This is a genomic window from Microbacterium sp. JAI119 (genome assembly GCF_013410135.1).
In the GTDB taxonomy this organism is placed as follows: domain Bacteria; phylum Actinomycetota; class Actinomycetes; order Actinomycetales; family Microbacteriaceae; genus Microbacterium; species Microbacterium oxydans.
In genome coordinates, this window is the sequence record NZ_JACCCK010000001.1 from 1,571,437 (window position 1) to 1,584,549 (window position 13,113).

Here is a 13,113-nt window from a genome sequence, read left to right on the forward strand (position 1 = left end):
CATCGACGATGTCCGAGGGATGTCGTACGGTGGCGTCATGCCAACGCACCCCGCCATCGTCGCGCTCCAGGACCGACTGACCGGAACCCTCGTCCTTCCCGCAGACACGGCGTACGCCGCGGCGCGTCGACCGTGGAACCTCGCGATCGAGCAGCATCCAGATGCGGTCGCGACGCCCGCCGACGTCGACGACCTCCGTGTGCTCCTGCGCGCAGCACGGGAAGCGGGGACGAGCCTCGCGATCCAGCCGAGCGGCCACGGCGCATCCAGCGACCTGAGTGGTGCCGTCCTGGTGCGCATGAGCGCATTCGACGAGCTGTCCCTCGACCTCGAGAGCGGGGTCGCGACCGTCGGCGCCGGCGTGCGCTGGGGCGCGGTCGTCGAGGCGCTGGAGGGAACCGGCTGGGTCGCGCCGGCCGGCACCAGCCCGGTCGTCAGCGTGGCCGGGTACACACTGGGCGGCGGGCACTCCTGGTTCAGCCGCGCGGGCGGTCTCGGCTCCGACAACCTGCGCGCGGCATGGGTGCTCCGCCCTGACGGCACGCATGAGCGCATCGACGATGACACCGACAGTGACCTCATGTGGGCATTGCGCGGAGCCGGAGGCCTGGTGGGGATCGTGACCGCGCTCGAGATCGAGCTCGTGCCGGCACCGGACATCTGGGGCGCCAACCTCACCTTCGATGTCGTCGACGCTCCCGCGGTCGTCCGTGCGGTCCGCGACCTCGCCGCATCAGCAGCCGCGACGCTCAACGTGTTCGTCAACTCGATGCGCATGCCGGATGCGCCGGAGCTGCCTGAGCAGATCAGGGTACGCAGCTTCCTCACCGTCCAGGTGCTGTCGACCGATGGGCCGCAGGACGAACTGGTCGACACGGTGCGTAGAGCAGGGGAGGTGCGCAGGGAGATCACCGGTCCGACTTCGCCCGCTGCACTGGCCGCCGCCTCGAACGAGCCCACGGAGCCGACCCCTGGCCGGGGTGCTTCGATGGCTCTGAGCATCCTCGACGACGAGACGATCGATGCCCTCCTCGAGTTCAGGGAGCTCCCGGAGCACTGGCCGATCATGGGCATCGACCTCCGCATGCTCGGCGGTGCCTTGAACGCCCCGCGCCGCTCGGGCTTCGCATCGCTGCAGTCCGTCGGCTGGCTGTTGCACGCTCTCGTCCCGGTCATCCCCGGTGTGCCGACCGAGCCTGGCGACGCGAGTCTCGTGGCGTTCCGCGAGCTCCTGGCGCCGAACGAGGCCCCGCAGACCGTGGCGACCTTCCTCGGCCCTGATCAGTCGCTCGACCGATGCGGCACCGCCGACGATCTCGCCCGACTGCGCAGCGTGCGGTCGCGCGTCGACCCCGAGGGACTGCTCCACGAAGGACGACTGCCGCGCTGACCTAAGCGGGAGCCGGTCCGGGGCGTCTCCAGTCGTACTCGGTCTCCGGTCGTCCCCGTGTGCCGTAGCGTGCGCCCCGTGTCAGCACACCCTCGGCGACCAGATGCTCCAGGTAACGGCGCACCGCGACCCGAGACATGCCGAGTCGCTCGGCTGCCTCCCGCGCCGAGAGCGGTTCGCCGGCGCGCAGTTCCGCGGCGACCCTGTCCAAGGAGGTCGTCGAGAGTCCCTTGGGCAGCGCGATCGTTCCCGTGGAGCGGCCGAGCAGTGCATCGATCTCCGCTTGGGTGGCCTCGCCCTCGGTGGAGCGCGCCTGTTCCCTGTATGCGCGGTACTGTTCCATCCGCTCGCGGAACACGGTGAACGGGAACGGCTTGACGAGATACTGGAACACCCCGAGCGCAGCCATCTGCCGCACCGACTCGGCGTCGCGCACACTGGTGATCGCGATTACGTCCAGCGCTGCGGAGCGTGCTCGGAGCGCACGGAGCACGTCGATACCCGAGCCGTCCGGCATCGTGATGTCGAGCAGTACCAGATCGAATGCGCCGGGTCGATCGAGCACTGCCGTCATCGCGGCGCGGGCGCCCGTGCACTCGCCGGTCACCTCGAAGCCGTCGAGACGGGCAAGGTAGTCGCGGTGCAGTTCGAGCGTGAGTGCGTCGTCGTCGACGATGAGCGTGCGGATCATTGCCGCCGCCGCCCTTGCCGTTCGCCCGCGGCGGGGAGGACGACTCGGAAGGTCGTCGGGGCATCCGTCACCGTCACCGAGCCACCTGCCCCGCTCACCACCGAGCGCACGAGGGCCAGGCCGATGCCGCGCCCTTGCGCATCGGCGGGTTTCGTGGAGAATCCCTGGTCGAACATCCGCTCGCGCACGGCCGGCGCTATTCCGGGACCGCTGTCGGAGACCTCCAGCACGATTCCGTGGCCGTCGTGCGCGCGCAGCGAGACCCGCACCCACCGGTCGTCCGACTCGGCCGCGGCATCCATGGCGTTGTCCACCAGGTTGCCGAGCACGGACACGGCGTCCACGGTCGACAGAGGAGTGCGGGGAGTGTCCGGCTCGATGTGCACCCGCCAGTCGATGCCGCGTTCCTTGGCCTGCGAGGCCTTTCCGAGGAGGAGCGCTCCGACGGCCGGATCGCCGTGGCGTCGCGCGGTCACCTGGTCGACGAGGGACTGGCTCTGACGGGACGTCTCCGTGAGGATCTCGATCGCCTCGTCACGGCGTCCGAGTTCGAGCAGGGCCACCGCGGCGTGCATCCTGTTCCCGTGTTCGTGCGTCTGCGCCCGCAGCGCTTCCCCCAGGGTGCGGATCGATTCGTACGACGACACGGCGTCGCGCAGCTGGCCGGGCGGGAGGTCGCCGGCGATTCGGCGGGTCACGCGGCGAGCGATGATCGCGCCACCGGCGCCGAGGGCGACGAGGGCGATCGTGATGCCGAGCGTGAGAGGCAGGCGGCGGATCAGCGTATCGCTGATGGACTCTGTCGTCACCCCTGCGGCGACCCAGCCGATCAGGTCGTCATCCGGCGCGGTGACCGGGACGATGGTCCGTACCGATGGTCCCAGGGTGCCGGTGAACTCCTCGGTGAGCGTGCGCGGCGACGCGGGGATCGTGCCCAGGTAGGTTCCGCCGATCTGGTCGGCGTCGGGGTGGGTGATCCGCGTGCCGTCGGGAGTCATCACCGTGATGAAGTCGAGCCCCGCACCGGCGACCACGGTCAGCGAGTAGGGCTCGAGCACCCGTGTGGCCGCTTCCCGGTCGTCCGAGCTCAGACCGTCGATCACGTCCGGGGAGGCAGCGAGCGAGACGGCAGTGGCGGCCGTGACCCGTTCCGCCTCGGCGCGGATCGATCGTTGCGCCTCCAGCACCAGGAAGCCCGCGACGAGGATGCCGATCACGACGGCGGCGACCAGCAGCACGGCGAACACACGGGAGGCGGTGCTGCGGGTGCGGGAGGGGCGCGCCATCGCTTCCTCCGATTGTCGATGCTCAGGTGCCGTGACCAATACGACCACAACTCGCCCCGATGCGGGAAGTCGAGGACCGTGAACTCTGATCGGCGGCGAAGCAGCCGCCCACCGGACGATGACGTCGATGATCGAGGAGGACGCGATGGCGCTCACAACAGGATTCTCACTGCCGAAGTTCAACTGGCGGCGAGGGAAGCAATCGTGGGACCGGCACACCTGGCTGTATGTGTCGGTGCTCCTGGCGGTCGTGCTCGGTGCGGTCGTCGGTCTCGTCTGGCCCGAGGTGGGACAGGCTTTCGAGCCGCTGGGCAAGGGATTCGTGGCTCTGATCAAGATGATGATCGCCCCGATCATCTTCTGCACGATCGTGGTCGGAGTGGGGTCGATAGCCAAGGCGGCCACCGTCGGCAAGATCGGCGGACTCGCGCTGCTGTACTTCATGGTCATGTCGACCTTCGCCCTCGCGATCGGTCTCGTCGTGGGGAACATCATCCACCCGGGCTCCGGACTCGACATGGCCTCGTCGACGTACGATGCGGTCGAGGCGGAGGCCAAGACGACACAGGAGTTCATCCTCGGCATCATCCCGACCACGTTCTTCTCGGCGTTCACGGGTGAGAGCGTGCTGCAGGTGCTGTTCATCGCGCTCCTCGTCGGCTTCGCCCTGCAGGGGCTCGGCGACCGTGGCGCCCCGATCATGGACGCGGTCAAGCAGCTCCAGAAGCTCGTCTTCCGCATTCTCGGCATGATCCTGTGGCTGGCTCCGCTCGGGGCCTTCGGTGCGATCGCCGCCGTGGTCGGCAAGACCGGTGTCGCCGCGATCTGGAGCCTGGGCACGCTGATGGTCGCCTTCTACATCACCTGCATCCTGTTCATCGTCGTCATCCTCGGGGTGCTGCTGTGGACCGTCACACGGGTGAACATCTTCGCGCTCATGAAGTACCTCGCCAGGGAGTACCTGCTCATCGTCGGAACGTCTTCCTCGGAATCCGCGCTGCCCCGGCTGATCGCGAAGATGGAGTTCGTCGGCGTCTCCAAGCCGGTCGTGGGCATCACCGTTCCGACCGGGTACTCGTTCAACCTCGACGGCACGGCCATCTACCTGACGATGGCTTCGCTGTTCATCGCCACGGGCATGGGCCAGCCGATGACGATCGGCGAGCAGATCGGTCTGCTCGTGTTCATGATCATCGCGAGCAAGGGCGCCGCCGGAGTCACCGGCGCGGGCCTCGCCACCCTCGCCGGCGGCCTCCAGGCATACCGCCCCGACCTGGTGGACGGTGTCGGGGTGATCGTGGGCATCGATCGGTTCATGTCGGAGGGGCGAGCACTCACGAACTTCACCGGCAATGCGGTCGCGACCCTGTTGATCGGCACGTGGACGAAGCAGATCGACCGCGACCGCGTGCGACGCGTGCTCAGCGGGGAGCTGCCCTTCGACGAGTCCCTGCTCGACGGCGTCGATGCGCACGAGCCGGTGGGCAGCGCCCAGGCCGCTGACATGCAGGAGCTCCGCGAAGCGGCGGTCTCCGAGATGGCGGCGAAGGAGGAGCGGGCCCGGCTCCGCGCCGACCGCCGCTGAGACGGAAGTGGGGGATGCGGGAGCCCGGCCGAGCCGGCTCCCGCATCCGCGCGGTCAACCGCTCTTGCGTCGGAACTCGCGCCGCGTCTGCGGGGCGTTCGCACTGTGCACGGCGGAATCGCCGTCGAGGTGTGCCTCGCCCTGCCGGTGGTGCGCGTTCTTCTTCTCGAGCGCTTCCTTGAACTTGCGCTTCATCTCCTCAGAAGAGGAGGCGCCTTCTTCGGTGCTCATGACCCGAGCCTAGGGCACGTGCCCGGGTGGGTCACCCTCTGGAGCGGCGCACGCACAGGTCGATCAGCGCCCCGATCCCGATCGCGAGCACGATGGAGACGGGCACGGCCACGAGCGGACCTCCGGGGACGAGCGTCGCGACAGTTGCGCCCACCGCGGCCTGGTACAGCGCCCACCCGGTCGCAGCGAGACTGACGAGCGCGAGGTAGCGCGGCGGGTGGACACGCGATGCCCCGGCGACCAGATTGATCGCAAGCCGCGCGAACGGCACGAACCTCGCGGTGAACAGCACCGTGGCCATCCCGCCGTCCAAGCGGCGGCGAGCCCAATCCAGAGCCTGGAGCACTCGTGGTGCCCGCATCCACCGCCAGCGCTCGGTGCCAACCGACCACCCGATGAGGTAGCAGCAGGCGTCACCCAGAGCAGCGGCGACGGCGGCACACACGATCACAGCCCACAGGGGCGGGGAGCCCGTCGTGACCGCGATCGCACCGAGGGCGGTCACCGCGACCTCACCGGGCACCACGACGAAGAAGGCGTCCCCCACCACGAGCACGCTCATCAGGACCAGGCTCCAAGGGCCAGCGAGTGAGGCGGTCAGCAGATCCGTCGGCACGTCGCCCACTCTGCCCCCAGAGGGTGAACGGGAACCAAAGAACGGATAGCCGGTGACCCGTTCTCCAGCATCCGGTGAACATCCGGTGCAGAAGGGCGTCTGCGGGCGTCCCCGCTCGTACGGGCCGTCATCCTGGGCCTGTGAGAGTAGCGATCGTCACCGAGTCCTTCCTTCCGCACATGAACGGTGTCACCGGCTCGGTGCTGCAGATCCTGCGACACCTCGAACGGCGAGGGCATGAAGCTCATGTCGTCGCGCCCGCGGCCGTCGACGCACCGTCCGAGATCAGCGGTGCCCCCGTCGAACCGATACCGAGTCTCGCTCTTCCGGGGTACCGGCACGTGAGGGTGGGAACGTCGAGCGCTCACCGCATCGCCACCTCGCTCGCTCGCTTCCAGCCCGATGTCGTGCACCTCGCTTCCCCTTTCGCATTGGGGTGGCGTGGGGTGCTGGCCGCCGAGCGCCTGGATCTGCCGGCCGTCGCCGCCTATCAGACCGACGTCGCCGCATACACCGAGCGCTATCGGGTCGCGGCGACCACGGGCATCGCCCAGGCTCACATCGCCCGCCTGCATCGACGCGCCACCATCACCCTCGCGCCCTCCGCCGACTCGGCCAGGCAGCTCACCGCGCTGGGTATCGACCGCCTGCGTCGCTGGGGGAGGGGCGTCGACGCCGAGCGGTTCCAGCCGTCGCGACGCGACGGCGCGCTCCGAGCCGGCTGGGGCGCCGACGTCGTCATCGGCTACGTCGGACGTCTCGCGCCGGAGAAGCAGGTCGAAGACCTCGTCGCACTCCGCGGTATCCCCGGCACACGCCTGGTGATCGTGGGGGACGGGCCCAGCAGAGCGAAGGTGCAGGGACTGCTTCCCGATGCCCTCTTCCTCGGCCACCTCGACGGGGACGCGCTCGCCGCGGCGATGGCATCTTTCGACCTGTTCGTCCACCCCGGCGAGAGCGAGACATTCGGTCAGACCCTGCAGGAAGCCCATGCGAGCGGTGTCCCCGTGATCGCGACGGGTCGCGGCGGTCCGCTGGGTCTCGTGCGCATGGGCATCGACGGATGGCTCTACCGGCCGGGGGACCTCGACGATCTGCGGGGTCGGGTGTCCGACCTCGCCGGCGATGCGCGCAAGAGGCGGGCTTTCGGCGAGGCCGGGCGCGAAGCCGTGCAGGAGCGCAGCTGGGAGAAGGTATGCGACCAGCTCCTCGACCACTTCGACGAGGCGAGGACGCTGCATGCGGTGGACTCCCGGGCTCGCGCTCGTCGCCTCGTGCGCCCCGAGCCGCCCGCGACGATCGTCTCCCGTCGGTGGCGGCGCTACGTCGCGCTCGGTGACTCTCTCACGGAAGGGCTCTGCGATCCGGCACCCGATGGTGCGCTGAGAGGATGGGCCGACCGTCTCGCGCTCCTGCTCGCCGCGAGAGGAGGTCTGCACTACGCGAACCTGGCCATCAGGTCCAAGCGCGTCCGAGACGTCGCCGGACTGCAACTGGCCAGGGCACTCGAGCTTCGGCCCGACCTCGTGTCGATCCTGATCGGTGCGAACGACCTCGTGAAGCCCCGCGTCGATGTCACCGCGCTCGCCGCGGAGCTCGAGGACGCCGTGCGCCGGCTGCGGGGAATAGGGGCGGACGTGCTCCTCGTCACGCCCTTTCTCCCCGGCCGTCGCGCTGCGTCGATCTATACGCGGAGGTTCTCCGCCTTCGCCACCGCGTTGAGCGGGATCGCCGCCCGCACCGGCGCGATCCTGATCGATACGGATCTGCACCCCTCGCTGGCCGAGCGCGCGAACTGGGGCGAGGATCTGGTCCACCTGAGCAGCCGGGGCCACCGTTTCCTCGCCTACCGTGGCGCCGAAGTGCTCGGTGTCCCCGATGCCGATGCGCTCGGGGTGCTCGACGCAGCGATGCACGACCATGAGACCATCGGCGCCGGTGTGTGGTGGCGACGGCATGCGCTTCCGTGGGTCTGGCGCCGCCTCAACGGTCGCGCGGCGGGTGACGGGAGGATCGCGAAGCACGATGGCTACGTGTACCTCGGTCGGCCGGCTGCGGCGTTCGCTGCGGTCGTGCCCTGAGACCCCGCTCGCTCAGCGCCGACCCATGCCGTGGTACTGCCAGCCGGCGGCGCGCCACGCGGTCGAGTCGAGGCAGTTGCGGCCGTCCACGATGACCCGGCCCCGTACGAGTGCCCCGGCGTGCTCCGGCGAGAGGTCCCGTCGATACTCATCCCACTCGGTGACGACCACGACGGCATCGGCCTCCCGCAGCGCCTCGTCGCGGTCACGGGCGTAGCCCAGCTGCGGATGCGCTTTGGCCGCGTTGTCGACGGCAGCGGGGTCGGTGACCACGACATCAGCGCCCAGACCGCGAAGACGCACGGCCACGTCGAGGGCCGGTGAGTCCCGGATGTCGTCGCTGAAGGGCTTGAACGCCGCTCCCAGCACGGCGATCCTGCGACCGAACACCAGACCGCCCAGTGCATCCACGACGAGCTGCACGGCTCGATCGCGACGCCGGAGATTGATCGTGTCGACTTCACGCAGGAAGCCGACCGCCTCGCCGCGGCCCAGCTCTTCCGCCCGCGCGGCGAACGCCCTGATGTCCTTGGGCAGACAACCGCCGCCGAATCCGATGCCCGCGCCGAGATAGCGCCGCCCGATCCGTGTGTCATGGCCGAGCGCATCGGCGAGCAGAGCGACATCTGCGCCGGACGCCTCCGCGATCTCCGCCATCGCGTTGATGAAGGAGATCTTCGTGGCGAGGAAGGCGTTCGCCGCTCCCTTGACCAGTTCCGCGGTCGCGAGATCCGTCACCAGGAACGGCACCCCGCTTTCGACGGCGGCACCGTACACGTCACGGAGGATCCAGACCGCGCGCTCGCCGGCGGCATCCGACTCGGCACCCACGACGAGACGGTCCGGTGTCAAGGTGTCGTGCACGGCCCAGCCCTCGCGGAGGAACTCCGGATTCCAGACGAGCGTCGCACCCGTGGGGGAGATGCGAGCGGCGAGCTCGCCTGCGGTGCCGACGGGAACGGTGGATTTGCCGGCCACCACGTCTCCTGGGCGCAGGTGGGGGAGCAGATCGTCGACAGCCGCGTCGACATAGCGGAGATCTGCGGAGTGCGCACCCGGGGCCTGTGGGGTGCCGACAGCGAGGAAGTGCACGTCTGCGCCCCCGGCATCGGCCATCCGCGCGCTGAAGCGGAGCCTTCCGGTCGACAGGCCTTCCGCGATGAGCTCGGCGAGTCGTGGTTCGAAGAACGGCGCAGCGCCCGACGCGAGCGCGGCGACCTTGTCCCGGTCGACGTCGATGCCCACGACGTCGTGTCCCAGGGAGGCCATGGCGGCGGCATGAACGGCTCCGAGATATCCGCAGCCGATGACGGAGAGGCGCATGAACCCACCACAGCCGATGCCCCCCTCGCTTCGGCATCCACGGGGTGAACGTGTCGTGGCCGGTCGATGTCGGATCCGCGTCGCGCGCCGACTCGCAGGATTCGAGGTCCGCGCTGATAGAGTGGATGAGGTTGATGTCTGTCAACCGCACAATTTCATATCGACTCATGGAGCGATCGGCGGAGAAGCTGGTCCCCTGTGGTGGGTTCCTCGGCAGATGTCGGGTGGCTTTCTACTGGTGGCCAGCGCAGGCGAGATTCGCGGGAATGCCCGCGCGCCCGAACCCTTCCGTTCCGCTCCTTTGAACATGCTCGCGCATCACATGGATTCGCGAGTCTAAACAAAGAAGGAGAGACCTCTTGGAAGGTCCTGAAATCACCGCCACCGAGGCCGTTCTCGACAACGGCCGCTTCGGCACCCGCACCATCCGCTTCGAGACCGGCCGCCTCGCGCAGCAGGCTCAGGGCGCAGTCGCCGCGTACCTCGACGGCGAGACCATGCTCCTCTCGGCCACGAGCGCAGGCAAGCACCCGCGCGAGGGCTTCGACTTCTTCCCGCTGACGGTCGATGTCGAAGAGCGCTCCTACGCCGCCGGCAAGATCCCCGGCTCGTTCTTCCGTCGTGAGGGTCGTCCCTCCACCGAGGCGATCCTCGTCTGCCGTCTGATCGACCGTCCGCTGCGTCCGTCGTTCGTCGACGGCCTGCGTAACGAGGTCCAGGTCGTCATCACCGTGATGTCGATCGCTCCCGGTGAGTTCTACGACGCTCTCGCCATCAACGCCGCATCCGCGTCGACCCAGATCTCGGGTCTCCCGTTCTCTGGCCCCGTCGCCGGTGTGCGCCTCGCGTTCATCCCCGGCCAGGGCGAGCACGCCGACCAGTGGGTCGCGTTCCCGACCGCCGAGCAGGTCGCGGAGGCCGTGTTCGACCTGATCGTCGCCGGTCGTGTCGTCACCAAGGCCGATGGCACCGAAGACGTCGCGATCATGATGGTCGAGGCTGAGGCCACCGAGCACAGCTGGAACCTGATCAAGGCCGGCGCCACCAAGCCGAACGAAGAGATCGTCGCTCAGGGTCTCGAGGCCGCGAAGCCGTTCATCGCTCAGCTCGTGAAGGCTCAGGCCGAGCTCGCCGCCACGGCGTCGAAGGAGCCGGGCGTGTACCCGGTCTTCCCGGCGTACAGCGACGAGGTCTACAGCTTCGTGTCCGAGCGTGCGTTCGCCGAGCTCAGCGACGTCTACCAGATCGCCGACAAGGTCGAGCGTCAGACCGCCGACGACGCGATCAAGGACCGCGTGAAGGCGGAGCTCATCGAGGCCACCGAGGCGGGTTCACTCCCGGCCGCAGCCCCGCTCGAGTTCTCGGCCGCGTACAAGTCGGTCACCAAGCGGATCGTCCGCGGTCGCATCCTCACCGAGGGCGCTCGTATCGACGGTCGTGGGCTGGCGGACATCCGTCCGCTCGACGCCGAGGTGCAGGTCATCCCGCGCGTGCACGGCTCTGCGATCTTCCAGCGCGGCGAGACCCAGATCCTGGGTGTCACCACGCTGAACATGCTCAAGATGGAGCAGCAGATCGACTCGCTGTCGCCTGTGACGAGCAAGCGTTACATGCACCACTACAACTTCCCGCCGTACTCGACCGGTGAGACCGGCCGTGTCGGTTCGCCGAAGCGTCGCGAGATCGGGCACGGCTTCCTGGCCGAGCGCGCCCTCGTGCCGGTGCTGCCGAGCCGCGAGGAGTTCCCGTACGCGATCCGTCAGGTGTCCGAGGCGCTCAGCTCCAACGGTTCCACCTCGATGGGCTCCGTCTGCGCGTCGACCCTGTCGCTGCTGAACGCGGGTGTGCCGCTGCGCGCTCCCGTCGCCGGTATCGCGATGGGTCTCGTGTCGGACGAGGTCAACGGTGAGACCCGCTACGCGGCTCTGACCGACATCCTGGGTGCGGAGGACGCACTCGGCGACATGGACTTCAAGGTCGCCGGAACCAGCGAGTTCGTCACGGCCATCCAGCTGGACACCAAGCTCGACGGCATCCCGACGCAGGTTCTCGCCGGTGCGCTCACCCAGGCTCGTGAGGCTCGTCTGACGATCCTCAACGTCCTGAACGCTGCGATCGACGCTCCCGACGAGATGGCGCCCACCGCGCCTCGCGTCATCAGCGTGCAGATCCCGGTCGACAAGATCGGCGAGCTGATCGGCCCGAAGGGCAAGACGATCAACGCGATCCAGGATGAGACCGGCGCGCAGATCTCCATCGAGGAGGACGGCACCGTCTACATCGGCGCCACCGACGGCCCGTCGGCTGAGGCCGCTCGTGCCCAGGTCAACGCGATCGCCAACCCCACCAACCCGGAGGTCGGGGAGCAGTTCCTCGGCACCGTCGTGAAGATCGCCACCTTCGGTGCGTTCGTCTCGCTGCTCCCGGGCAAGGACGGCCTCCTGCACGTCACCGAGGTGCGCAAGCTCGCCGGTGGCAAGCGGGTCGAGAACGTCGACGACGTGCTCTCGGTCGGCCAGAAGATCCTCGTGAAGATCACGAAGATCGACGACCGTGGCAAGCTCTCGCTCGAGCCCGTCCTCGACGACGCTCCTGCCGCTGAGGCTGCCCCTGCAGAGGATGCAGCCGCCGAGTAAGCGTGACGTTCGAACGGAACCCGGGCCTCTTCGCGAAGAGGGGGCCCGGGTTTCGTCGTCCAGTGGTGTGACCAAATCGTTATCCGGTGTTTCCGCGCCGTTCCCCGGATTGGTCGGGGCGTCCGGGGAATTCGCTTACTCTCGAAGTACGCACCGGGGGGTGCAGATCCAGCAGGTACGCAGGTCGGCACGCACCGATCGACGCGGGGGTGAGAGAGAATGCGGTTGTTCAGCGTAGGCGCAGGAGCGTCTGAGGAAGGCGCCAAGCAGGGCGTTGCCGAGCATCCGTCCGCGCCCATCCCGATCGTCGGACCGGGGATAGGGGAGTCCATCCGCGTCGCCCTGGGCGAAACGGGTTTCGAGACGTTCCCGCTGATGCTCGGCGCGGCGGAGTTCGGCTGGAACGTCGATCTCGAGACCAGTCACGGCATTCTCGACCGCTATGTGGAGTTCGGCGGAAACGCCATCCACACCGCTGACGGCTTCTCCGGCGGACGCAGCGAGCACATCATCGGGCAGTGGTTGCGGTCGCGCGGTCAGCGCGAGCGCAGTGTCCTGAGCGTCCGCATCGGCGCCCACGCCGACAACCCGGGCCTCGGTTCGGTCAACCTCGTGCGTGCCGTCGAGGGATCGCTGACCCGGCTCGGTGTCGACCGCATCGATGTGCTCTATCTCGATGCCACCCTCGACGCGACGACCAACCTCGAAGACACCTTGGCGACCGTCGAATGGATGACGGATGCCGGGAAGATCGGTTCGGTCGGTGCATTCGGTTTCGCCCCGGAGCGACTCGTGGAAGCACGCATCCTGGCCGCGGCCGGTTACCCGCGCATCCAGGTGATCGACACTCCCTACAACCTGGTCCGCCGTCAGCCGTTCGAGGGTGATCTTCGCCTCGTGGCCGGTGCGCAGAACCTCGCCGTCACGCCGTCGCACGCGCTCGAGCACGGATTCCTGTCGGGTCGGCATCGCAGCAAAGCGCTCACGTCGCGCGGTGTGCGTGGCGAGCAACTGCGTGGTCATCTGAACCGCCGGGGGATCAAGATCCTGCGCGCTCTCGATCAGGTCGCCGAGGAAGTGAGTGCTCCTGTCGCGGCGGTCTCCATCGCCTGGTTGCTCGCTCAGCGCACGATCGCCGCGCCCATCGTCAACGCGTTCGCGAGCGATCACGTCGATGAGCTGATGCAGGGAGCGGGTGTCTCGCTCTCGCGCAGCCAGGTGTCCGATCTCACCCGGGCGGGTAACTGAGCTTCCAGCCGCCCGTGACATAGGGT

Annotated in this window: 10 protein-coding genes; 5 read left to right on the forward strand and 5 right to left on the reverse strand. The window is 68.5% G+C overall.

The features are described from left to right. The first annotated feature begins 37 nt into the window (after window positions 1-37). The gene (locus HDC31_RS07570; protein WP_179515950.1) at window positions 38-1,390 is read left to right on the forward strand and encodes an FAD-binding oxidoreductase; all 1,353 of its coding nucleotides are present in this window, start codon (window positions 38-40) and stop codon (window positions 1,388-1,390) included. Between the two features lies 1 nt (window position 1,391). Here HDC31_RS07570 and HDC31_RS07575 read toward each other — a convergent pair whose 3' ends face one another. Next, a complete protein-coding gene (locus HDC31_RS07575) occupies window positions 1,392-2,081 on the reverse strand; it encodes a response regulator (RefSeq protein ID WP_113680795.1) in 690 nt (229 codons plus the stop codon). Continuing rightward, the gene (locus tag HDC31_RS07580; RefSeq protein WP_113680794.1) at window positions 2,078-3,367 is read right to left on the reverse strand and encodes an ATP-binding protein; all 1,290 of its coding nucleotides are present in this window, start codon (window positions 3,365-3,367) and stop codon (window positions 2,078-2,080) included. The genes HDC31_RS07575 and HDC31_RS07580 overlap by 4 nt, the downstream gene beginning before the upstream one ends. 145 nt (window positions 3,368-3,512) lie before the next feature. On the opposite strand from HDC31_RS07580, the gene HDC31_RS07585 reads away from it, so the two are divergent. After that, window positions 3,513-4,952 carry a cation:dicarboxylate symporter family transporter gene (locus tag HDC31_RS07585; protein WP_058630664.1) on the forward strand — a complete coding sequence of 480 codons (1,440 nt, stop codon included), beginning with the start codon at window positions 3,513-3,515 and terminating at the stop codon, window positions 4,950-4,952. A gap of 54 nt (window positions 4,953-5,006) precedes the next feature. Here HDC31_RS07585 and HDC31_RS07590 read toward each other — a convergent pair whose 3' ends face one another. Both HDC31_RS07590 and HDC31_RS07595 read right to left on the reverse strand, forming a co-directional pair. Then, window positions 5,007-5,183 carry a DUF5302 domain-containing protein gene (locus HDC31_RS07590; RefSeq protein WP_017830923.1) on the reverse strand — a complete coding sequence of 59 codons (177 nt, stop codon included), beginning with the start codon at window positions 5,181-5,183 and terminating at the stop codon, window positions 5,007-5,009. Window positions 5,184-5,214: 31 nt separating this feature from the next. Further along, window positions 5,215-5,799, reverse strand: a complete 585-nt coding sequence (locus HDC31_RS07595) for a DedA family protein (RefSeq protein ID WP_113680797.1) — start codon at window positions 5,797-5,799, stop codon at window positions 5,215-5,217. 140 nt (window positions 5,800-5,939) lie between these two features. Here HDC31_RS07595 and HDC31_RS07600 point away from each other — a divergent pair, with 140 nt between their 5' ends. After that, entirely contained in the window at window positions 5,940-7,880 is a 1,941-nt protein-coding gene (locus HDC31_RS07600) for a GDSL-type esterase/lipase family protein (RefSeq protein ID WP_179515951.1), read from the forward strand. A gap of 12 nt (window positions 7,881-7,892) precedes the next feature. Here the strand turns inward: HDC31_RS07600 and HDC31_RS07605 are convergent, their stop codons facing one another. Next, window positions 7,893-9,203, reverse strand: coding sequence for a UDP-glucose/GDP-mannose dehydrogenase family protein (locus HDC31_RS07605; protein WP_113680792.1), 1,311 nt, complete (start codon window positions 9,201-9,203; stop codon window positions 7,893-7,895). 359 nt (window positions 9,204-9,562) lie between these two features. On the opposite strand from HDC31_RS07605, the gene HDC31_RS07610 reads away from it, so the two are divergent. After that, complete coding sequence (locus tag HDC31_RS07610) at window positions 9,563-11,839, forward strand: polyribonucleotide nucleotidyltransferase (protein ID WP_046748310.1); 2,277 nt, start codon at window positions 9,563-9,565, stop codon at window positions 11,837-11,839. A gap of 219 nt (window positions 11,840-12,058) precedes the next feature. Then, entirely contained in the window at window positions 12,059-13,087 is a 1,029-nt protein-coding gene (locus HDC31_RS07615) for an aldo/keto reductase (RefSeq protein ID WP_218867343.1), read from the forward strand. Window positions 13,088-13,113: the final 26 nt, after the last annotated feature.

Bases quoted from the DNA above. Each gene is read 5' to 3' on its own strand.
- HDC31_RS07570 (WP_179515950.1), top strand. From the start codon at position 38: ATGCCAACGCACCCCGCCATCGTCGCGCTCCAGGACCGACTGACCGGA.
- HDC31_RS07575 (WP_113680795.1), bottom strand. From the start codon at position 2,081: ATGATCCGCACGCTCATCGTCGACGACGACGCACTCACGCTCGAACTG.
- HDC31_RS07580 (WP_113680794.1), bottom strand. From the start codon at position 3,367: ATGGCGCGCCCCTCCCGCACCCGCAGCACCGCCTCCCGTGTGTTCGCC.
- HDC31_RS07585 (WP_058630664.1), top strand. From the start codon at position 3,513: ATGGCGCTCACAACAGGATTCTCACTGCCGAAGTTCAACTGGCGGCGA.
- HDC31_RS07590 (WP_017830923.1), bottom strand. From the start codon at position 5,183: ATGAGCACCGAAGAAGGCGCCTCCTCTTCTGAGGAGATGAAGCGCAAG.
- HDC31_RS07605 (WP_113680792.1), bottom strand. From the start codon at position 9,203: ATGCGCCTCTCCGTCATCGGCTGCGGATATCTCGGAGCCGTTCATGCC.
- HDC31_RS07615 (WP_218867343.1), top strand. From the start codon at position 12,059: ATGCGGTTGTTCAGCGTAGGCGCAGGAGCGTCTGAGGAAGGCGCCAAG.